Annotated in this window: 23 protein-coding genes and 1 pseudogene; 11 read left to right on the top strand and 13 right to left on the bottom strand. The window is 63.8% G+C overall.

Going from position 1 to position 21304, the window contains the following annotated elements; translation table 11 throughout:
* The 6 genes from X743_RS153075 to X743_RS153050 all read right to left on the bottom strand — a co-directional run bounded on the left by X743_RS153075 (position 1) and on the right by X743_RS153050 (position 4881).
* Positions 1–711: an ABC transporter ATP-binding protein gene (locus X743_RS153075; protein WP_031257792.1), complete on the bottom strand. Its 711-nt coding sequence runs from the start codon at positions 709–711 to the stop codon at positions 1–3.
* The gene (locus X743_RS153070) at positions 704–1441 is read right to left on the bottom strand and encodes an ABC transporter ATP-binding protein (RefSeq protein ID WP_031257793.1); all 738 of its coding nucleotides are present in this window, start codon (positions 1439–1441) and stop codon (positions 704–706) included. Before X743_RS153070 ends, X743_RS153075 begins: the two co-directional genes overlap by 8 nt.
* A gap of 78 nt (positions 1442–1519) precedes the next feature.
* Positions 1520–2656, bottom strand: a complete 1137-nt coding sequence (locus X743_RS153065; protein ID WP_198028443.1) for an amino acid ABC transporter substrate-binding protein — start codon at positions 2654–2656, stop codon at positions 1520–1522.
* 221 nt (positions 2657–2877) lie between these two features.
* Positions 2878–3267, bottom strand: a complete 390-nt coding sequence (locus tag X743_RS153060; protein ID WP_023766213.1) for a nuclear transport factor 2 family protein — start codon at positions 3265–3267, stop codon at positions 2878–2880.
* A 17-nt stretch (positions 3268–3284) separates the two neighbouring features.
* Positions 3285–4079, bottom strand: coding sequence for a MoaF C-terminal domain-containing protein (locus X743_RS153055; RefSeq protein WP_023766214.1), 795 nt, complete (start codon positions 4077–4079; stop codon positions 3285–3287).
* Positions 4080–4092: 13 nt separating this feature from the next.
* Complete coding sequence (locus tag X743_RS153050; RefSeq protein WP_023766215.1) at positions 4093–4881, bottom strand: SDR family oxidoreductase; 789 nt, start codon at positions 4879–4881, stop codon at positions 4093–4095.
* 198 nt (positions 4882–5079) lie between these two features.
* Here X743_RS153050 and X743_RS153045 point away from each other — a divergent pair, with 198 nt between their 5' ends.
* From X743_RS153045 to X743_RS153035, 4 genes are all read left to right on the top strand, one after another.
* Positions 5080–6582, top strand: coding sequence for an aldehyde dehydrogenase family protein (locus X743_RS153045; protein WP_023766216.1), 1503 nt, complete (start codon positions 5080–5082; stop codon positions 6580–6582).
* Position 6583: 1 nt separating this feature from the next.
* A complete protein-coding gene (locus X743_RS153040; RefSeq protein ID WP_023766217.1) occupies positions 6584–8170 on the top strand; it encodes a GMC family oxidoreductase N-terminal domain-containing protein in 1587 nt (528 codons plus the stop codon).
* A 247-nt stretch (positions 8171–8417) separates the two neighbouring features.
* A complete protein-coding gene (locus tag X743_RS1000000172070) occupies positions 8418–8558 on the top strand; it encodes a hypothetical protein (protein WP_156934433.1) in 141 nt (46 codons plus the stop codon).
* Complete coding sequence (locus X743_RS153035) at positions 8549–9760, top strand: alpha-D-ribose 1-methylphosphonate 5-triphosphate diphosphatase (RefSeq protein WP_031257799.1); 1212 nt, start codon at positions 8549–8551, stop codon at positions 9758–9760. The genes X743_RS1000000172070 and X743_RS153035 overlap by 10 nt, the downstream gene beginning before the upstream one ends.
* 290 nt (positions 9761–10050) lie before the next feature.
* Here the strand turns inward: X743_RS153035 and X743_RS153030 are convergent, their stop codons facing one another.
* Positions 10051–10251 carry a hypothetical protein gene (locus X743_RS153030; RefSeq protein ID WP_023766220.1) on the bottom strand — a complete coding sequence of 67 codons (201 nt, stop codon included), beginning with the start codon at positions 10249–10251 and terminating at the stop codon, positions 10051–10053.
* Positions 10252–10328: 77 nt separating this feature from the next.
* Positions 10329–10508: a hypothetical protein gene (locus tag X743_RS153025; protein ID WP_023766221.1), complete on the bottom strand. Its 180-nt coding sequence runs from the start codon at positions 10506–10508 to the stop codon at positions 10329–10331.
* A 33-nt stretch (positions 10509–10541) separates the two neighbouring features.
* Between X743_RS153025 and X743_RS153020 the strand changes: the two genes are divergently transcribed.
* Positions 10542–12566 carry an amidase gene (locus X743_RS153020; RefSeq protein WP_023766222.1) on the top strand — a complete coding sequence of 675 codons (2025 nt, stop codon included), beginning with the start codon at positions 10542–10544 and terminating at the stop codon, positions 12564–12566.
* 149 nt (positions 12567–12715) lie between these two features.
* Here X743_RS153020 and X743_RS153015 read toward each other — a convergent pair whose 3' ends face one another.
* From X743_RS153015 to X743_RS153005, 3 genes are all read right to left on the bottom strand, one after another.
* Positions 12716–13060, bottom strand: coding sequence for a hypothetical protein (locus X743_RS153015; RefSeq protein WP_023766223.1), 345 nt, complete (start codon positions 13058–13060; stop codon positions 12716–12718).
* Between the two features lie 61 nt (positions 13061–13121).
* Positions 13122–13769 (bottom strand): ThuA domain-containing protein, encoded by a 648-nt coding sequence (locus X743_RS153010; protein WP_031257800.1) that lies wholly within the window; start codon positions 13767–13769, stop codon positions 13122–13124.
* A 43-nt stretch (positions 13770–13812) separates the two neighbouring features.
* Positions 13813–14835, bottom strand: coding sequence for an LLM class flavin-dependent oxidoreductase (locus X743_RS153005; protein ID WP_023766225.1), 1023 nt, complete (start codon positions 14833–14835; stop codon positions 13813–13815).
* 166 nt (positions 14836–15001) lie between these two features.
* Here X743_RS153005 and X743_RS153000 point away from each other — a divergent pair, with 166 nt between their 5' ends.
* Both X743_RS153000 and X743_RS152995 read left to right on the top strand, forming a co-directional pair.
* Complete coding sequence (locus X743_RS153000; protein ID WP_023766226.1) at positions 15002–16087, top strand: CaiB/BaiF CoA-transferase family protein; 1086 nt, start codon at positions 15002–15004, stop codon at positions 16085–16087.
* Positions 16088–16101: 14 nt separating this feature from the next.
* Positions 16102–16614 (top strand): peptide deformylase, encoded by a 513-nt coding sequence (locus X743_RS152995; protein ID WP_023766227.1) that lies wholly within the window; start codon positions 16102–16104, stop codon positions 16612–16614.
* 355 nt (positions 16615–16969) lie between these two features.
* On the opposite strand, the gene X743_RS152990 is transcribed toward X743_RS152995, so the two are convergent.
* Together X743_RS152990 and X743_RS01000000169000 are read right to left on the bottom strand one after the other, a co-directional pair.
* A complete protein-coding gene (locus X743_RS152990) occupies positions 16970–17245 on the bottom strand; it encodes a hypothetical protein (protein ID WP_023766229.1) in 276 nt (91 codons plus the stop codon).
* A gap of 201 nt (positions 17246–17446) precedes the next feature.
* A pseudogene (locus tag X743_RS01000000169000) lies at positions 17447–17883 on the bottom strand (Lrp/AsnC family transcriptional regulator).
* Between the two features lie 130 nt (positions 17884–18013).
* Between X743_RS01000000169000 and rocF the strand changes: the two are divergent.
* The 4 genes from rocF (at position 18014) to X743_RS1000000170715 (ending at position 21286) form a co-directional block, all read left to right on the top strand.
* On the top strand, positions 18014–18946 hold the full coding sequence (rocF, locus tag X743_RS152985) for an arginase (RefSeq protein WP_023766231.1): 933 nt from the start codon (positions 18014–18016) through the stop codon (positions 18944–18946).
* A 2-nt stretch (positions 18947–18948) separates the two neighbouring features.
* The gene (locus tag X743_RS152980; RefSeq protein ID WP_023766232.1) at positions 18949–20004 is read left to right on the top strand and encodes an ornithine cyclodeaminase; all 1056 of its coding nucleotides are present in this window, start codon (positions 18949–18951) and stop codon (positions 20002–20004) included.
* A gap of 123 nt (positions 20005–20127) precedes the next feature.
* Complete coding sequence (locus tag X743_RS152975; RefSeq protein ID WP_031257801.1) at positions 20128–21099, top strand: SDR family oxidoreductase; 972 nt, start codon at positions 20128–20130, stop codon at positions 21097–21099.
* A 40-nt stretch (positions 21100–21139) separates the two neighbouring features.
* Positions 21140–21286 (top strand): hypothetical protein, encoded by a 147-nt coding sequence (locus X743_RS1000000170715; protein WP_013894168.1) that lies wholly within the window; start codon positions 21140–21142, stop codon positions 21284–21286.
* The last annotated feature ends 18 nt before the right edge of the window (positions 21287–21304 follow it).

Here is a 21304-nt window from a genome sequence, read left to right on the forward strand (position 1 = left end):
CTACTCCAACACGCCCATATAGGCCTTCTGGATTTCGGGATCGGCAAGCAGCTCGGTGCCCGTGCCTTGCATGGCGAGCTCGCCAGTCTTCAGCACGAAGGCATAGTCGGCTACCTTCAGCGCCTGGTGGATGTTCTGCTCGACGAGCAGGATGGTGACGCCTTGACTGTGCAAGGTCCCGATCAGCGCAAACATCTGCTGCACCACGATCGGGCTGAGACCCAGCGACGGCTCGTCGAGGATGAGCAGTGATGGGTCCGACATGGTGGCGCGAGCGATCGCCAGCATCTGCTGCTCGCCGCCCGAAAGCGAGCCGGCCTTCTGCCCCGCCCGCTCCTTCAGCCGTGGAAACAGCGCATAGGCCTTCTCAAGAGATTGCTTGAAGCGCTTCCGCACCTTCGGCTGGAAGGCGCCGAGTTCGAGGTTCTCCAGCACCGTCATCTGCCGGAACAGGCCGCGCCCTTCCGGCACATGCGCGATGCCCATGCCGGCAATCTCCTCCGGCGCCTTGCCGGCCAGCGGCGCGCCGGCCAGGAAGATCTCGCCGCGCTTCGGCTTGAGCAGGCCGGAGATGGTCTTCAGCAGCGTCGTCTTGCCGGCGCCATTGGCGCCGACAATGGCCACGATCGTGCCGGGGTCGACATGGATCGACACGCCCCACAGCGCGCCGACGTCGCCATAGGCGACTTCCAGATTGTTCACGTCAAGCAGCCGGTTCGCCAAGATAGGCCTCTATCACTTTGCGGTTGGCGACAATCTCGCGTGGTGTGCCGTCGGCGATTTTCTCGCCATGGTCGAGCACGATCACCCGGCTGCACACTTTCATGATGGCGTCGACCTTGTGCTCTACCCACAGGATCGACACGCCACGCTCGTTGCGCACGCGGCGGATGACATCGACCATGCGCTGGATCTCGGTCGGGTTCAGCCCCGCCATCGGCTCGTCGAGCAAGAGCAGCGCCGGGCTGGACGCGACTGCCCGCGCGATCTCCAGTAGCCGGCGGTCGGACAGTGTCATATGCGCGGTGCGGACATCGCGTTTCGCGGTCAGGCCGACCAGTTCCAGCGCTTCCTCGGCCGCGGCAGTGGCATGCCTGACGCGCCCGCCACCGCCATAGACCGCGCCGACCATGATGTTCTCGAATGCCGTCATGGTCAGGAAGGTGCGCACCAGCTGGAACGTACGCGCGATGCCGAGCCGGCAGATCCGATGCGGTGCCGTGCCGGTGATGTCGCGCCCACGAAACCGGATACGCCCTTGTGTCGGCGTGTAGAGGGCGGTGATGAGGTTGAACAGCGTCGACTTGCCGGCGCCATTGGGGCCGATCAGCCCAATCAGCTCCTTGGCGCCGATGGCGATGTCGATGTTGTTGAGCACGACGAGCCCGCCGAACCGCTTCTGTACCGCCTCGAGGCGAAGCAAGGTTTCGTCGGGCTGCATCGTGTTTTCCGTTTCTGTCATCAAGGACGCTGGGGCGGACACAGAAGCCGCGCCCGCCCCATTCGCCGCACCAATTGCTCAGCGCTTGTCCCAGGCCGGTGCCGGCTTGTAGGTCCAGTTGCCGTCCGGGTAGATCAGCTGGTGCTTGCCTTGCCACCATTGCGTGGCGACGCTGGGGATCAGGGCAAAGCCGGTCTGGTCGAATTTGAGATCGCCGACCACCGTGTCCTTGAATTCCTGGTTGAAGATCGCCTCGTGCAGCGCATCGGCGTCGGTGGAACCCGCCTTCTCGATCGCCTGCGCCAGCACCTGCGCGTTGGCATAGAAGGCGCCGACGGTGACGGAGTCCTTTTTGAACTCGGCCTCGTAGCGGTCGCCGAGCTCCTTGGCGCCCTTGTAAGGGTAGCTCGCCGACCAGAAGCCGTCGGTCAGGATGTAATCGGAATCCGGGCCGAGCGCTTCGTGGAACTCGCCCGTCCAGGTGCCCTTCCAGCCATGCAGATAAGGCACGGAGAAGCCGAGCTCCTTCATCTGGCGCAGCAGCGTCACCGTGTCGGCCGGCGAGCCGAACACCAGCATGGCGTCGACGTCTGCCGCCTTGAGCTTGGTGATCAGCGCCGAATAGTCGGTGGCGCCGATCGCCCAGGGATCGTCGACGGCGAAGGTGTAGCCATACTTCTTGGCCGCCGCCTCGAAGGCGCCGCCAAAGCCCTTGCCGTCGGGCGAATCCTCAGTGACCAGCGCCGGGTTCTTCGGCTTCTCATTGGCCGGCAGCTTGTTCCAGATCTCGAACGGCACTTCGGCGCCCGGAGCCGGGTGGAAGAAGAACAGCGCCGAATATTTGAGCTTCAACGGCTGCCATTCGAAAGGGAAGGCCGTCGTGATCATGTAGAACTTCTTGTATTTCTCCGCGACGATGGCGCCCGCGATGTTCATCGGGCCGGAATGGGTCGACAACAGCGCGTCGACCTTCTGCACCTTGATCAGGTTCTCCAGCGCCGATGCGACCTTGCCTTCCGAGCTTTCGTCGTCGGCGATGACGAGCCGCACCGGCAGTTTCTTGCCGGCCGACTTGACCATGATGCCGCCGGCCTTGTTGATGTCGGCCACCGCCTGCTCGTAGGCCCACTTCTGCTCCTTGCCGTCGCCAGCCAGCGGCCCGGTCAGGGAGATCGGCGCACCGATGACGATCTCGGTATCGCCGGCATTCGCCATACTGGTGCCGCCGGCCGCGAACACGGCCGACANTCGGCGCACCGATGACGATCTCGGTATCGCCGGCATTCGCCATACTGGTGCCGCCGGCCGCGAACACGGCCGACAGGGCCAGGCCCGCCAGCATTCTCTTCCCCGCCAGCATTGCCTTCAGACTGTTTCCCATTTCATCCTCCCAGGTTTTCATCGGGCGGGCGCGTCAGCGCGCCCGGCCGCATGTCTCAGGCTGTAGCTGCCGCGACCAGCCTGGTGTCGGTGAACTGCTCGAAACTCAGCACTTTGCCGTCCTCCATCTCCCAGACATGGACGACACGCGCCGACATCGGCTTGCCGGCCTTTTTGTAGACACCCGAATAGGTACCGATGCCGACGATGGTGGTGCCGCCGTCGACCAGCTTTTCGAGCTTCAGATTGTAGCCGTCCCACTCCTCGCCGATGCGCTTGAAGACGCCCGCTATGATGGCGTCGGGGCCGACATAGGTGCCGGCATAGGGAAAGCCAGCCATTTCGGTCCAGGCGGTGCGGCTGGTGATCGGCGCCATCATCGCGGCCAAATCCATGGCGTCGGAGCCGGCGTAATGCGCCTTGATCGCTTCGTAGTTCTTGTTCATGGCGTTCTCCCGCGCGGTCAGACCGGCGCCTTGCCTTCGTCGTAGACGGTTCTGGATTTCTTCTCGATGTGAGCGCCGGCCGGCTTGTTCTCGACCTTGCCCTGGCTGGTCACGCCAAGGAATTTGCCGGTCGAGCGCATCGTGTCCCAATTGTAGAAGAACAGCGACGCGACCGGGATGATGAACTCGCGGAAACCGAACACATACTGGTTCTCGGCGAACTTCCAGGTCGTCGCCAGATCGACGTCGCCATGGCCGCGCTGCACGCCGACGAGGTTCTGCCAGGCATAGCGCTCGGCGCTCAGATAAATATGCTCGTAGACGTGGTTGGGACTGTAGGTGTAGTGCGCGGTGAGCCCGATCAGGTCCCGGGTCGGTGCCGGCACGATGCCGGTCGGCGCCACGCTGGGGTCGCCGAGCACACCGGCCGACCAGGTCTGCGCCACGCGTGGCTCGCCGGGCGCCTCGCCTGCTTCACGCACCCGTTCGCGTACCGACAGCACGCGGTGCGTACTGGTGTTGACGATGAGCGCCTCGTCCTCCGTCGGCCGGGCGGCGAAACTCATGTTGATGAAGAACACGCTGGAGGCGACTTCGAGCGCCTCATACCAGTCCGCGCCAGCTTCCGTGCCCTCGCTCCAGGCCACCGTGTCGGCTGACGTGAAGGCAAGGTCGATGGTGCGGCCGGTGTCGAGCGTGATCTTGAAGGTCTGACCGCGCAACGCTGATGTCGTCGGCAGCCGGTTGGTGGCGATGCCGGCAGCGAAATCGTCGAAATGCTTCCAGTCGGCCGGCCTGTTCTGGTCGTTCATGGTGCTCTCCACATCAATCGACAAAAGCTAACGTGGGCAGGTCGACGACGGTGGCGCCGCCATCGACCGTCAGGATCGAACCGTTCATCATCGCCGCCTCGTCGGAGGCGACGAAGCAGATGACATTGGACACTTCCTGCGGCGTTGCCGGCCGGCCGAGCGGCACGTCCTTCGTCACCAGCCGATAGGCCTCTTCGATCGAGCCAAGCCCGTGCTTTTCGACGATCATCTCCATCTGCTCGTCGGCCATGTCGGTCGACACCCAGCCCGGGCAGATGATGTTGGTGCGCACGCCCTTGCGGCCATAGTCGCGCGCCAGCGATTTGCCGAAGCCGATGCAGGCATGTTTCATGGTGACATAGCCGGCCGCGTCCGGGCCAGCGAACAGGCCGGCGATCGAGGCGACGACGACGATGTTGCCTCTGCGCTCGATCAGGTCGGGCAAGCATTCGCGGGCGCAGACAAAAGCGGTGTCGAGATTGGTGCGTGTCGCCAGGCTCCAGGTTTCGTCACTCATCGAGATCGTCGGCCCGACACCATGGCCGCCGGCATTGGCGACGAGGATGTCAACGGGCCCGATCTTGTCATGTACTTCGGCCAGGGCCGCGCGCACCGCTTTCGGATCGGCGGCGTCGCCCTGAACCACCAGCCCGCCAATATCCCTGGTGACGACCTCCAGCGGCTCGCGCCGCCGGCCCATCAGCACCACCTTCGCCCCGTCGGCCGCCATGCGCCTGGCAACCGCCGCGCCGATGCCGGTGCCGCCGCCGGTAATGAAGGCCGTCTTTCCCGAAAATCGCATTGTTCCATCCCGATCGATGCTGTGCCGGCTGTGCGCCGATCTTCGCCAAGGATAGTGCGGCATCCGCCATTTCGCGTCTTGTCCGAGCGGGAACTTTGTTTTGACTGAGAGCGCACTGGTGCTTTGGGAGGCTTGAAGCCGGCCGATGCGCTCCATAATCCTCGGCCGGGATGTTCATCAGCAATCGAGGAGGATGGCGTGAACGAGAGAACCGTGCCGCCGATCAGCCCTGCCGCCGCCGCTTTCCTGGCGCGTCCGCACCGCCCCTTCATCAATGGCCGCTTCGTCGAGGGCCTCGCTGGTGACGGCCTCGCCGTCGACGATTCCGCCTCCGGCGAGATCGTCGCGCACGTGCCGGAAAGTGGCCCCGAACTGGTCGACCAGGCGGTGCGCGCGGCGCGAGCCGCGCTCGATGGACCATGGGCATCGATGCGACCGGTCGACCGTCAGAACTTGATGCTGAAGCTTGCCGACGCCGTCGAGGCCGATACCGACCTCCTGGCCGAAATCGAAAGCATCGAGAACGGCAAGTCGCTCGGCGTCGCCCGCATGCTGAGTGCGGCCGGCACTGTCGACTGGCTGCGCTATTATGCCGGATGGGCCACCAAGATCGAGGGTTCGACCTTCCAGGTCTCCATCCCCGTACCTCCTGGCGCCAAACATCAGGCGATGACCGTGATGGAGCCGGTCGGCGTCGTCGGCGCCATCGTGCCGTGGAATTTCCCGCTGCTGATCGGCATGTGGAAGATCGCGCCGGCGCTGGCCTGCGGCTGCACCGTGGTGCTGAAGCCGCCGCAGGAAACCCCGCTCGGCCTGCTCCGGCTCGCCGAGCTGATCGAGGCATCGGGTTTTCCGCCCGGTGTCGTCAACATCGTCACCGGCAGCGGCCCCGTCACCGGCGAAGCGCTGATCCGCCATCCCGGCATCGACAAGCTGACCTTCACCGGCTCGACGGAAGTGGGAAAACGCGTCGGCCACGCCGCCGTCGACCGCGTCGCCCGCTTCACGCTGGAGCTCGGTTCGAAATCGCCGATGATCCTGCTTGCCGACATGGAGGAAGGCATCGAGCCTTTGGTCGCGGGCCTCGGCATATTCTTCAACCAGGGCCAGGTCTGCACGTCGGCCTCACGGCTCCTGATCGAGAAGTCGATCTACGACCGCACGCTGGCGCGGCTGGCCGAGATCGCCGACGGCATGATGCTGGGCGCCGGCCGCGACGCCGAAGCGCAGATCAACCCGCTGGTCTCGGCCAAGCACAAAAGAAGCGTCGAGGGGTTTGTCGAGCGTGGGCTGGCTGCGGGCGTCGAACGGGTCAGCGGCGCGCGGCCGGTGCCGACGAAAGGCCATTACGTGGCGCCGACCATCCTGCACAATGTGCGGCCCGATATGGAGATCGTGCGTGAGGAAGTGTTTGGGCCGGTGGTGGCGGCGATGCCGGTCGCCGATCTCGACGAGGCGATCCGCATTGCCAACGACACGCGCTACGGCCTGTCGGCCTCGATCTGGACCCGCGACATGGGCAAGGCGATGACCGCCATCCATGGCCTCAAGGCCGGCACGGTGTGGGTCAATTCGCACAACACGCTCGACCCCAACGCACCCTTCGGCGGCTTCAAGCAGTCCGGCATAGGCCGCGAGCATGGCCGCGCCGCCATCGACGGCTATCTCGAGACCAAGACCGTCATCATGCGCTACGCCTGACATGCGCGGAGAGTACGACTACATCATCGCCGGCGCCGGCTCGGCCGGCTGCACGCTGGCCAACCGGCTGGTCAATGCGGGCAAGCGCGTGCTGATCGTCGAGGCCGGGCCTGCCGACAACACGCGGCTCATCGACATGCCCGCCACCTTCGCCAAGGTGATCGGCACGGCGCGCAGCTGGATCTACGAATCCGAGCCCGAGCCGAGCGTCGGCGGACGCCGGCTGCCGGTGCCGCAGGGCCGCACGCTGGGCGGCGGCTCTTCCATCAACGCCATGCTCTATGTCAGGGGCCAGCCGCAGGATTACGATGGCTGGCGGGACCTCCGCTGCACCGGCTGGGGCTGGGACCAGGTGTTGCCGGTGTTCCGGCGGCTGGAGCGCAACGAGCGGCTGGCCAGCGAGCACCACGGCATCGAGGGCCCATTGCCCGTCTCCGATCCCCGCCACCGCCATCCGCTGTCATTGGCCTATGTGCAAGCCGCGCAACAGGCCGGTTATCGCTACAATGACGACTTCAACGGAGCGCAACAGGAAGGCGTCGGCTTTTACCAGACGACGACCGCGAACGGCGAACGCCAGTCAGCGGCTAAAGTGTTCCTGAGGCCGTTGGCCGGCAACGCCAACCTCACCGTGGTCACCGATGCCCTGGTCACCGGCGTGACACTGGAAAACGGGGCGGCAAGCGGCCTCGCCTACACCACTTCGGACGGCCGCAACCATACAGCGACGGCAAGGGCCGAGGTGATCCTCACCGCCGGTGCGTTGGCGACGCCGAAGCTGATGATGCTGTCGGGACTGGGGCCAGCCGAGCATCTGGCCGGGCTGGGCATTCCCGTCATCCGCAACATGCCTTCGGTCGGCCGCGACCTGCAGGATCATGTCGCGGCCCCCGTCTATGCATTGACACGCCAACCGATCTCGCTGCTCGGGCAGGACCGCGGCCTGAAGGCGCTGCGCCACGGCATCCAGTACCTGATGTTTCGCAGCGGCCTGCTGACCTCCAACGTGGTCGAGAGCGGCGGCTTCTTCGACACCGATGGCGACGGCCGGCCCGATGTCCAGTTCCACGTCCTGCCGGTGATGATCGAAAGCGCCGAGCACGGTTCGATCGAGCGCCACGGCATGGAGCTCAACCCTTGTGTTCTCCGGCCAAAGTCGCGCGGCACGGTCGGCCTGCGCTCGCGTGACGCCGCCGACCCGATCCGCTTCACCACCGGCTTCCTGTCCGATCCCCATGATCTCGCTCTGCTGCTCGTCGGCATGAAGATTGCCCGCAATATCCTGCGCCAGCCTGCCCTGCAGGCCGTGATCGCCGAGGAACTGTCGCCGGGTAACGATGCGGATCTTTCCGACCAGACGATTACAGACCACATCCTCGAACACGCCAAGACCGTCTATCACCCCTGCGGTACCTGCCGGATGGGCACCGACGACGGCGCGGTGGTCGATCCGCAATTGCGCGTGCGCGGCGTATCGCGCCTGCGCATCTGCGACGCCTCGATCATGCCGCGCCTGATCAGCGGCAACACCAACGCGCCCGTGATCATGATCGCCGACCGCTGCGCCGATTTCATCCTTGGCGGGTAAGCAGCCGTGTCACCTTGGCTTTTGCCGCCTGCGGCAGCACGCTCGAAAGCTGCACGCGCTCGCTGATCCGTTGATGGCCGCCAGCCTGCTGTCCGCGGTGCCGGTCCTGCTATTCCTGGCCGCGCAGGTGAAAAGTAAGCTCCGGGCGCGCGCATCACCTATTCTGGCTTCATGTAAATGTCATAAAAATCAAATGGAAACCGGCATTCGGGTGAACTAGAAAACATAGGGTTGTCCTGGAGAGATCGTGATCGAAGCGGCGGCAACCGTCGCCATGATCGGCGTCTTCCATCACCCGAAAATGTCGCCGACCTTGTCATCAGCGAAATCCACCTTGAAACCACTTCCCACCCTGAAACCACTTGCAAGAGACATGACATGTGGCTGAGTGACTTCGAAATTGTCCTGCGTGACCGTGTCGTTGCCAATGGCGCTGTCAGGATCGAAAACGGCCGGATTGCCGAAATCCGTGACCAACCTGTCGAGAATGCCGACATCGAGGGCGGCGGCCGCCTGCTCCTGCCGGGCTTCATCGACATGCATGGCGACATGGTGGAGAAGGAAGTCGAGCCGCGCACCGGCGTCCATGTGCCGATGCAAATCGGCATTGCCGAACTCGACAAGAAGCTCGCCTCCTGCGGCGTGACGACGGCCTATGCCGCGCTCTCCTTCATCGGCGCCAGCGTCACCAGCGGCGTGCTGCGCTCGGAAGATCATACATCCGATATCATCGAGACCATTGCCGGGATGAAGGACGATCTGCTTGTCGACCACCGCATCCATGCCCGGTTCGAGGTCACCTTCACGCCCGCGATCGCCATGCTGCAGAGGTTGATGGATGCAGGCAAGCTGCACCTCATCTCCTTGATGGACCACACGCCTGGACAGGGGCAATACCGCGACGTCGAACTCTACATCGCCCGCATCGCCAAGGAGCGTGGCATGTCCGTTGCCATGGCCTCCGAGATCGTGGGACAGCGGATGGCCGGCCGCGAGGGCCAGGGCGATGTACTCAACGCGCTGCAGGATCTGTCGGCCCGCGCCCGCGCCTGCGGCATCGTGCTTGCCTCGCATGACGACGACACGCTGGAAAAAGTGGAACTGGTCCATGGCCTGGGCGCTGTGCTCAGCGAATTCCCGGTGACGCTCGAAGCGGCGCAGGAAGCCCGCCGGCTCGGCATGCACACCGCAATGGGCGCGCCCAACGCACTGCGCGGAGTTTCCTATTCCGGCAATCTTTCCGCCCGGCGGGCCTATGAGGCGGGATTGCTCGACATGCTGGCCAGCGACTACCATCCGGCCTCGATCCTGCCGGCCGTGCTTGGCCTGGCACAGGTGCGCGACGGCGGCCTGGCAGCGGCGGCCGCGCTGACAAGCGCCAACCCGGCCGCGGCGCTCGGGCTCACCGATCGCGGCGCCATCGAGCCGGGGCTTCTGGCCGACCTGGTGGTTGCCGACCGCCAGCCGGTGGCACGTGTCCGCGCCACCTTCCGCGCCGGCCGCATGATCTACGGCGACGGCACGCTGGCGCCAGTCCTCAAGGCAGAACGTTTCGAAGAGGCCGCCGCTGGCCGTTACCGGCTGGCCTGAGGCGCTTTTCTGGAATTGCCTCAGAGCAGTTCACAAACGGTGAACTGCTCTAACTCTTTGTTTTGACGCAATTCCGGACGGAAAACCGTTTCACACTTTTCCTGGAATTGCCTCAGAGCAGTTCACCGTTTAACGGAAACGGTGAACTGCTCTAACTCTTTGTTTTGACGCAATTCCGGACGGAAAACCGTTTCACACTTTTCCNTTAACGGAAACGGTGAACTGCTCTAACTCTTTGTTTTGACGCAATTCCGGACGGAAAACCGTTTCACACTTTTCCTGGAATTGCTCTAGAGATCGAGCACCACCATTATGCCGCGCACCTCTGCCATTTCCAGCAGCAGATCCTGCAGGCTCTCAACGGTCAGCGCGACACCGGTTATCGCCAGCAACTCCGCGATACTCTCCTTCATCGAAATGACGGCAACCCCGGTTTTTTTGGAAAGCATCCGTCCGATGGCTGCGCGGATATGGGCATTCTGTTCAGACATGATCTCCTCTCATGCTGTGAGATCGGCACGGTTTCCCCCGACAATATGCTTTTGACGCAACTTCCGCGAGCTTTTGCTTACGTCTGCAAGCCATCTTGTTGATGATCGTCCAAAATCATCTCGTTGACCGTCATCTGGGCAGAATTGGCATCGTCATGGCTCGACAGCCGCTCAGCGCGGACAGGTCGGCGGCAGGAACAACACCTTCCGACGAAGCCTGCGGATTGGCTCTTGCCGAAGCCGGCGGCCTCGCTCATCCATGGTATCGAAACGACAGTTTGGAACCAGTGATGACCGATGCCAGCCTTCATCTCGTCGAAGCGACGATCGAGCAATTGCGCCGTGCGCTCGATGACGGCACCGTCACCAGCGTCGAGCTGGTCGCGGCGTATCTGCGCCGAATCGCCCATTTCGACCGCCACGGCATCGGCCTCAACGCCGTCCCCGTGCTCAACCCCGACATGTTCGAGGAAGCCGCCGCTTCCGACCAGCGGCGGCGCAGCAAGGCCTTGCTTGGGCCGCTCGACGGCATCCCCTACACCGCCAAGGACAGCTACAAGGTCAAAGGCCTGACGGTCGCCGCCGGCTCGCCGGCCTTCGAGCATCTCGTCGCCAATGAGGACGCCTTCACCATCGCGAGGCTCAGGGCCGGCGGCGCGGTGCTGATCGGCCTGACCAACATGCCGCCAATGGCCAATGGCGGCATGCAGCGCGGCGTCTATGGCCGCGCCGAGAGCCCCTACAATGCCGACTATCTGACCGCCGCCTTCGCGTCGGGCTCGTCCAACGGTTCGGGCACGGCGACAGCAGCCAGCTTCTGCGCCTTCGGGCTCGGCGAGGAAACCTGGTCGTCCGGCCGCGCGCCGGCCACCAACAACGCGCTGGTCGCCTACACGCCCTCGCGCGGCGTCATCTCCGTGCGCGGCAACTGGCCGCTGGTGCCGACCATGGATGTCGTCGTGCCGCACACGCGGACCGTGTACGATATGCTGGAACTGCTCGACATCATCGTCGCCGACGATCCCGAGACGCGAGGCGATTTCTGGCGCGCGCAGCCCTGGATTAAGCTGCCGAATAGCTCCGAAATGCGGCCGCAACGCTACACCGAGCTGACGCTTGCAGGATCATTGAAAGGCAGACGGCTCGGCGTACCCCGAATGTATATCGGCCGCGACAGCGGCGCCGACCGGCCGATCGAAACCCGGGCCTCGGTGCTTGCCCTGTGGGAACAGGCGGCGGCCGATCTCAAACGGCTGGGCGCCGAAGTGGTGGAAGTCGATTTTCCCGTCGTCTCCAACTACGAGCGCGACCGTCCCGGCGCGCGCACCATGGTAGAGCGCGGGCTCGTGCCGAAGGAGTTCGCGAACCGCGAAATCTGGGACCTATGCATCTGGGGTTGGGACGATTTCCTGCGCGCCAATGCCGACCCTGATATTCCCGACCTCGCCTCGGTCGATGGCCCGAAAATCTTCCCGCAGCCGCCAGGCACGCTGCCCGACCGCTACGAAGGCAGCTTCGACCTCGCGGACTACGTCGAGCGGGCGAAAGCCGGCGTCACGCCTTTCAAGGATATCCCGACGATGGAGGATGGTCTCAAGGGCCTGGAAACGACGCGGCGGATCGATTTCGAGGACTGGCTCGATGCACAAGGCATCGACGCCGTGGTGCTGCCCGCCGCCGCCGATGTCGGCCCGGCCGATGCCGACATCAACGAGGCGTCCGCCGCCCTTGCCTGGCGCAACGGCACCTGGGTCGCCAACGGCAATCTCGTCTGGCGCCATTTCGGCATCCCGACCGTCACCGTGCCGATGGGCACGATGGCCGACATCGGCATGCCGGTCGGCCTGACCTTCGCCGGCAAGGCCTATGATGATGAAAGGCTCCTGTGCATGGCCGGCGACTACGAACGGTCGACCCAGCGCCGCACGAGCCCGCCACGCACACCTGAATTGGCCGATGATGTGTTTTCGGATCGGCCCGCCCGGTGTGGCGACGGCAAGGCGCCACCGCTTGTCATCGCGCTTGCCGCCGAGACGCGTTCTTCGGGCGATCAGGACGAGATATCCATCACAGTCGACCTGCCCGGCGACGCGGAGGCGGAGAATGCCAGCGTCAAGGTGCATATCAACGGCGAGCCTGTCGCATTGCAGCGAAGCGGCGCGCGCCTAGTCGGGCGTGCGCTCGTTCCAGCCGCCGAGCATCAGCGGTTCCACAGCGTCTGGCGCGTCTCGTATGGCTCGATCATCACGGCGGTGGTGCGGCTGGAGGATGGGCGAAGCGCTGGCGCCTATGTGGTTGTGGGCGGGATCAGGTGAGGGTCTCAGCGTCCCCTGACTTCGTCATCCTAGGGTCTCCGCGACGGAGCTTCGCTCCTGCTACGCCCTAGGATGACGAAGCCAGGGGCCTATGGATAGTCGCACAAGTGCCATCAATGACAATCGCGAACCCGGGAGCGCCGCCCCGGTCAGCCACTGGCCGAGCGTCTCGCCACAAAGGCCAGGTCCCGCTGAATGACATCCCGCTTGTCTTGCGACAGACCGGCAAGCAGCTTTTCATCGAGATACCCTGCTCGAATAAGCTGCGCGAACACGAAGAGAAGCTGCGAATAGCGATAGTCGAACGTGCGATCGATTTGCCGTCGCTGTTCACGCAAATAGTCTTCGAGCTCCCACATCTCGGAGGGCTGCGTCACCGCACTCGCCTTGCTTTTGAAGTCGGCCATCGTCTTTACGAGCGCCGCCTCAAGGGCGGTATCGAAGGCATGGCGCGCGAGCTTCTTTTCGGATCCGGACCACTCGAAATCACTCATTGGATATCTCCATGGATGCCCTGTGAATTCGGCCCAGATTTTCACGAAAACGCGCTCGCTGCTACCCCCGCGCCGCCCACACCAAACCGCGCTCCACAATCAGCGCCATTTCCGGCACCGCGAACTCATCCGCCGTGTGTCCAAGAGAACTGTAAAACACCCTGCCCGAACCATACCGGCGCTTCCAGACCACCGGCATGACGACGCCGCCAATACCCGGAAAATGCGTGTCAGTGAAAGTGGTCGTCGCCAGCACTTCGTTGCTTGGGTCGACATGCATGTAATACTGCTCCGACCGGTAGGCGAAATCGTTGATGCCTTTGGTGATCGGATCGTCCGGCCGGGTGATGGCGACTTGGTAGTCGATGATGTCGCCGGGGTGCGCGACCCATTGGCCGCCGGTCATGAACTGATAGTCGGGCTCGTTGCGAAAACTGTCGCCCATCGTGCCGTGAAAGCCGCCGAGCCCGGTCCCCTGGCGAACGGCCTGCGTCAGGTTCTGCAGCTCGGCCTTTTCGATCGTCGACATGGTGATGACAGGCACGATGAGATCGAATGACGACAACTCCGGATCTGCGAACATCGCCGTGCCCTGGCCCAGCGTGACGGCGAAACCGTTACGCTCGAGCAGCGCGCGGATGACATTGGCGCTGCGCTCCGGCGTATGGCCTTCCCAGCCGCCCCAGGCAATCAAGGCTTTCTTCGCCATGCCGTATCTCCTCTCCTCCGTTGTCGCTGTCTTGGCGCGCCTGTCAGCGCCAACCCAGCCCAGGCGCGACATGGGTCAGGATCGCCTCGATGACATGAGCGTTATAGTCGACGCCGAGTTGGTTGGGCACGGTGAGCAGCAGCGTGTCGGCCTCGGCGATCGCCTCGTCCTGCGCCAATTCCTTGATCAGCACATCCGGCTCGGCGGCGTAGCTGCGCCCGAAGATCGCCCTGGTATTCTCCTCGATGAAGCCGATCTGGTCGCGGCTCTCATTGCCGCGCCCGAAATAAGCGCGGTCGCGGTCGTCGACCAGCGCGAAAATGCTGCGGCTGACCGAGACGCGCGGCTCACGCTCGTGGCCGGCCGCTTTCCAGGCCTCGCGGTAAATCCGGATCTGCTCTGCCTGCTGGATGTGGAAAGGCTTGCCGGTCTCGTCGAATTTGAGCGTCGAGCTCTGCAAATTCATGCCCAGTTTCGCCGCCCATTCCGAGGTGGCGTTGGTGGCCGCCCCCCACCAGATGCGCTCGCGCAGGCCCTCCGAATGCGGTTCGAGCCTGAGCAGGCCGGGCGGGTTGGGGAACATCGGCCGCGGATTGGGCTGGGCAAAGCCCTCGCCGCGCAGCGTGTCGAGAAAAACCTCGGCGTGGTGCCGCGCCATGTCGGCGTCGCTTTTGCCTTCCTGCGGCTGATAGCCGAAATAGCGCCAGCCATCGATCACCTGCTCGGGCGAACCACGGCTGATGCCGAGCTGCAGCCGCCCGCCGGCGATGATGTCGGCCGCGCCCGCATCCTCGGCCATGTAGAGCGGATTCTCATAGCGCATGTCGATGACCGCGGTGCCGATCTCGATGCGGCTGGTCTTGGCGCCGACCGCCGCCAGCAGCGGAAATGGCGAGGCGAGCTGGCGCGCGAAATGATGCACGCGGAAATAGGCGCCGTCGGCGCCCAGCTGCTCGGCCGCAACCGCGAGATCGATGGATTGCAGCAGCGCGTCCGAAGCCGAGCGCACCTGCGACTGCGACGAGGGCGTCCAGTGCCCGAAGGAGAGAAAACCGATTTTTTTCATGACCCTGAAGTATATGCGAGCGGCACGTGCTTCAATGCTGAAAGAGCAGGGTTACACACCGTCGCCCACGACGATATCAAAAAGTGGGCGATACCAAAGTGGGCGATACCAAAAGTGGGCGATGCCAGAAGTGCGCCATACAAGGTTGAACGCCGTGGAGGGTGGAATGCTGAAGGGAACCCGAATCGTCGAGATCGAGGCGCTCGGGCCAGCCCCCTTCGCCGGCATGCTCTTCGCCGATCTCGGCGCCGATGTCATCGTCGTCCATCGCAAGCAGCCCTCGATGCCCGGCGTCCCCGAGCGCTCGCTGCTCGATCGCGGCAAGCGCTCCATCGCGCTCGACCTCAAGGATGCCGCCGACGCCGCCGTGCTGATGCGCCTGATCGCCACCGCCGATGGCCTGATCGAGGGTTTCCGGCCCGGCGTCATGGAACGTCTCGGGCTTGGCCCCGATGTCTGCCTGGCGGCCAACAAGCGCCTAGTCTACGGCCGCATGACGGGCTGGGGCCAGGACGGTCCGCTCGCCCATACCGCAGGCCACGACATGAACTATATCGGCGTGTCCGGCGCGCTCTGGTACGGCTCTTTGCCGGAAGAGGTGCCAATGGCGCCGCCGACGCTGGTCGGCGACATAGGCGGCGGCGCGCTCTATCTGGTGGTCGGCATGCTCGCGGCCATGATGAACGCCCGGGCCGGCGGGAAAGGCACCGTGGTCGACGCGGCGATCGTCGACGGCTCGGCCCACATGATGAACCTGTTGATGTCGCTCGCCCAGTCCGGCGGCCTTGCCGCAGAACGGGGCAACAGCCTTCTCGACGGACCGCACTGGTGCCGCGTCTACCGAGCGTCCGATGGTGGCTTCATCAGCGTCCAGTGCATCGAGCCGAAATTCTACGCGCTGTTCCTCGACCGGCTTGGCCTCGCCGCCGATCCGCAATTCGCCAACCAATTCGACCGCGGTCTATGGCCGGAGCTCGGCAACCGGCTGGCGGCGATCTTTGCTGCCAGACCGCGTGACGAATGGGTCAAGCTGTTCGAAGGATCGGACGCCTGCGTCGGTCCGGTACTTGGCCCGCGGGAGGCAGCACAGCATCCGCACATGGCCGCCCGCGGCACATGGCTGACGGTGGACGGTACTGTTCAAGCGGCGGCGGCACCGCGTTTTTCGGCAAGGGCGCGGTGCTCGCCTGCCGGAAGCCCGGCGCGTGGCGAACACGATGCGGAAATCCGTGCTTGCCTGGCCGAATCGTGACGTAGGAGGAGTCCATGGCGGTTCGGCCGATCATAAGGTTCCCCAATCCCCTTCTCCGCGCGGTGGCGGAACCCGTAAAACTGTTCGACAGCGACTTGCAGGGTTTGGCCGGTGATCTCGTCGACACCATGCATGCGGCGCCCGGGATCGGCATCACCGCCCCGCATATCGGCATTTTGAGACGCCTGGTCGTGATCCAGCTGCCTTCCGCCGCAAAGCCGGGCATCTACGTCAATCCATCTGTTATCCAGGCCTCGACCGAAATGATCCATCATGCGGAAGGCAGTGTTTCGATGCCCGGTGTTACCGAGGATATCGAGCGACACGCGCGCATTATCGTTCGCTATCAGGATCTGGATGGCAATGAGCAGTTCGAGAACGCCGAAGGCCTGCTGGCGGTTTGCCACCAGCATGAGATCGACCAGCTCGACGGGCTCTTCTGGACGCACAGGCTGACGCGCCTGAAGCGCGACCGGCTGGTCAAGCGCTACGGCAAACTCATGCGAACCTCCCAGACGCCACGATAGATCGTAGAGGACGGGTTCGGCCGGCAAGAAATTGCGCCGCCCGATCGCGATGCGGTGCATGCCGGGGCCGGCAATCCACGCCGGGTTGGGGAACGGCCTGAGGCAGCACCAAGCAGGATCAGCGAATGCGCAACCCCTGGGTGTCGAAGATGCGGGTGCGGCTGGGCAGGAAGCGCAGCGTGATCGTCTCGCCGAAACGCGGCTGATCCTCGCGCCGTTCGGCGACCACGGTCTCGCCGGCGGAATGAGTGGGACGATGTTTTATCGTTCAGACGACGTCATGCCGGCCCCGTGTCGGCACCGGTAACCGGGGCGGCGTTCGCGACGTCCTCGCCGGATTCCCGGCGAAGGCCGTTCATTTCCCGCAATGATGATCGTTGATCTTGTTCGTCGCATTCGCGTCCGGCCCTACCCGGTGATAGGAACATGCGCCGGCGGCGGTGGTGAACAACTGCTGGTCATAATAGCGCGGGCCGCCGAACAGGAAGTCGATGAGATCGTCTTCGGCCGGAACGTAGCGTTCCCGTTCAGCCTGATAATGGCGATGCCTGGCGCCGGCCAATGCCGATGGGGACATGCCGCAGGTCATCGCCAGGGCAAGAGCGCAGATCGCAAACCGTTTCGTCGTCATCGCCAACACCCCTCCTGGTCGTTCCGATTCCATCTTACATCCAAAATCGCCACCGCCACAAAAGTTCCGTGCTGGCGGTTTGCCTCGCCGCGATTTGCGGCCAGGGACCGAACCGCACGGCGCATCAGAAGATCGAAACTGCCCCGGCCTGTTAGGCGACGGCAGGAGCAGCAACTGCTCCACGCAACGAGCGCGGTGTCGCTAAAGCCGGGCCTTGGTGCTGCGGGGCGTGGCAAGCAGCAGGCTCGTCTCGCTGCCGGTAATGCCGGGAACGAGCCGGATGCGTCGCAGGATCGCATCGAAATCGGTAAGGGTGGCCGTATTGAGTTCGACCACAAGGTCCCAGCGACCGTTGGTGGTATGAATGGTCGCGACCTCCGCAAAGCCGCCAAGCGCACGGATGACGCGATCGGCGGCATGGCCTTCGATCTCGATCATCATGATGCCCCTGACCGCCGAACTGATCGCTTCGGCCCGCAGGATCACGGTGTAGCCGATGATCTGTCCCGACTGTTCCAGCCGCTCCATCCGCGCCCTTGCCGTGGCGCGGAAACGCCGAGATCGCTTGCCAGGTCTGAGATGCTCCGCCGCGCGCTATGGCGCAGCAGCGTGATCAGCTTTTGGTCGAGTGAATCCATTTTTGTCCAATATGGCAGTCTGATTGATCAGAACGATAAGTCTTTTCGGTGGTTTTGCCAATCAGGCCTATTCATTCTGCCGGCCGCATGGGTTTCAACTGGCCTCAGCTTCATTGAGGAGAATGGTCGAGTGGATTGCAAGATCTTGGGTGCGCCGGTGCAGGACGGTGCCGGCCGCATGGGCTGTGAGATGGGGCCGAGCGCCCTGCGGACCGCCGGGCTTGCCGGTGCGCTCCGGGAGCTTGGCCATCAGGTTGCCGACCTCGGCACCATCCTGCCGGCAACCGTGCGGCCGCTCGCCCATGGCAATCTGGCGCTGAAGGCGCTGCCCGAGATTTCGGCCTGGACGGCCGGTATCGCCGAGGCCGCCTATGACGTCAGTGCCGACGCCATGCCGATCTTTCTCGGCGGCGACCATTCGATCTCGGCAGGAACTGTTTCCGGTCTCGCTCGCCGCGCCGCCGAAGCCGGCCGGCCGCTCTTCGTGCTGTGGCTCGACGCGCATCCCGATTTCCATACGCTGGACACCACGGCCAGTGGCAATCTGCACGGTGTTCCGCTCGCCTACGCCAGCGGCCAGCCTGGTTTCGGCGGCTATTTTCCGGACCTGCCGGCGGCGGTCGATCCCAAGCGGATCTGCGCCATGGGCCTGCGCAGCGTCGACCCGGCCGAACGCGAAGCGCTCAACCAGGCAGGCGTGACCGTGCACGACATGCGGGCCATCGACGAACACGGCATCGCGCCGCTGCTGCGTGCGTTCCTGGCGCGTGTGGCGGCGCAAGACGGGCTGCTGCATGTCAGCCTTGATGTCGACTTCCTCGATCCCTCGATCGCTCCTGCGGTCGGCACCACGGTTCCGGGCGGCGCGACCTTGCGCGAGGCGCATCTGGTGATGGAAATGCTGTCCGACAGCGGCCTCGTCTCCAGCCTGGATCTGGTCGAACTGAACCCCTTCCTGGACGAACGCGGCCGCACCGCGACGCTGATGGTCGACCTCACGGCAAGCCTGATGGGCCGCCGCATCATGGACCGCCCCACCCTCAGCCATTCCGGGAGTTTCTGATCATGACCGCCGCAAAGCTGAACATCGTCCCCTTCGTCAGCGTCGACCGCATGATGAAACTGGTGAATGCTATCGGTGTCGAGCGCTTTCTGACCGAGCTCGCCGGCTACATTGAGGAGGACTTCCGCCGCTGGGACCTGTTCGACAAGACGCCGCGCATCGCCTCGCACAGCCATGACGGCGTCATCGAGCTGATGCCGACGAGCGATGGACGCCTCTACGGCTTCAAATATGTCAACGGACATCCGAAGAACATGCGCCAGGGTTTGCAGACGGTCACCGCCTTCGGCGTGCTCGCCGATGTCGGCAGCGGTTACCCGATGCTGCTTACCGAAATGACCATCCTGACCGCACTGCGCACCGCCGCCACATCCGCCGTCGCGGCCAAGTATCTGGCGCCGCAGGGCACCCGCATCATGGCCATCATCGGCAACGGCGCCCAGTCGGAATTCCAGGCGATTGCCTTCAAGGCGCTGGCCGGCATCGACCGGCTGAGGCTCTACGACATCGACCGGTCGGCTTCGCTGAAATGCGCGAAGAACCTTGCCGGCATGGGGTTCGACATCACCATCTGCGAGACCGGGCAGGAAGCGGTTGAAGGTGCCGGCATCATCACGACGGTTACCGCCGACAAGCAGTGCGCCACCATTCTCACCGACAACATGGTCGGCTCCGGCGTCCACATCAACGCCGTCGGCGGCGACTGCCCCGGCAAGACGGAACTGCACAGGGACATCCTGCTGCGCTCCGAGATTTTCGTCGAATTCCCGCCGCAGACGCGTATCGAGGGCGAAATACAGCAGCTTGATCCCGACCATCCGGTGACCGAGCTCTGGCAGGTGATCGCCGCCAGGACCCAAGGCCGCCGCGATGCCAAACAGATCACGCTGTTCGATTCGGTCGGCTTCGCAATCGAGGATTTTTCGGCGCTGCGCTATGTGCGCGACCAGCTGCAGGCGACCGGCCTCTACGAGGAGCTTGACCTGCTCGCCGACCCCGACGAACCGCGCGACCTGTTCGGCATGCTGCTGAGGGCGGCGATGCAGCCGGCGGCCTGAGGGCAGACACCCCAAGATCGTCGGGTTGCAAACGCCGAGGTGTTTGAAGGAATGATACGTCAGCCATAAACCTTTTCGTCCGCCATGCGTTGTTTCTTCTCCAAGCTAGCCAAGGAGACAATGATGCAGATGAAGTCGGAAATAGTCGGCGAAGCGGCAAAGCAGCGCCATATCCAACGTGGCATCGATGCCAAGGACAAGTCGAAGGGCAATGGCAAGCAGCAAGGGGCCATGCAGGCTGGCGCCCGCGAATATCCCGAGCCGCCCTTCCCCGAACAGCACCAGCCGAAACCGGGACATGAATGGGCGATAGAGCCGGCGCCGCTGTACGATGCGCCGTACTATCTCGGATCGAAAAAACTCGACGGCAAAGTAGCGCTCATCACGGGCGGCGATTCCGGCATTGGCCGTTCGGTGGCGGTGTTGTTCGCCCGCGAGGGCGCCGACGTCGCGATCGTCTATCTGGCCGAGGACAAGGATGCAAAAGAGACCAAATCCGCAGTGGAGAAGGAAGGCGGACGCTGCGTTCTGGTCAAGGCCGACGTCAGCGATCGCGATCACTGCCGCAACGCGGTGGCCCAGATCGTGAAGGAATTTGGCCGCATCGACGTGCTGGTCAACAATGCAGCTTTCCAAATCCACTCCAGCGATTTCGGCGAGCTGACCGAGGAACATTTCGACACGACACTAAAGACAAATCTCTATGGCTATTTTCATATGGCACAGGAAGCCGTGCCGCACATGAAGCCCGGTTCGGCGATCATCAACACCGGATCGGTAACCGGCATCGACGGCTCAAAGCAGCTGGTCGACTATTCGATGACCAAGGGCGGCATCCATGCCTTCACAAGGGCGCTTTCGGGCAATCTCATCGGCAAGGGCATTAGGGTGAACGCGGTAGCACCGGGTCCGGTGTGGACGCCGCTTAATCCCTCGGACAAAGAGGCGGAAGATGTCTCCAAATTCGGCGCGGACACGCCAATGAGACGACCCGCGCAACCGGAAGAACTCGCGCCGGCCTATGTCTTCCTCGCTTCGCCGCAATGCTCCAGCTACATCACCGGCGAGATTTTGCCGGTGGTCGGAGGTTACTGAGGCTGGTTGAAGCGAAACGTATGAGCTAGGAGCAGGATGAATGGCCCGTCTGCTTTTCACAGTGGCGCTAGCTTATGTGGCGTACCGCATCTACGCGGAAACCACGGCAGCCCGACATGTGCCGCAGGATGAACGCGAGGCATTGCGCAAGCAATCAGCGGCCTTGGGTGTCGACCCGTCCCGCTGAGATTGCTCAACTGTCGGC

The organism is Mesorhizobium sp. LNHC232B00, assembly GCF_000502435.1.
GTDB classification, from domain to species: Bacteria; Pseudomonadota; Alphaproteobacteria; order Rhizobiales; family Rhizobiaceae; genus Mesorhizobium; species Mesorhizobium opportunistum.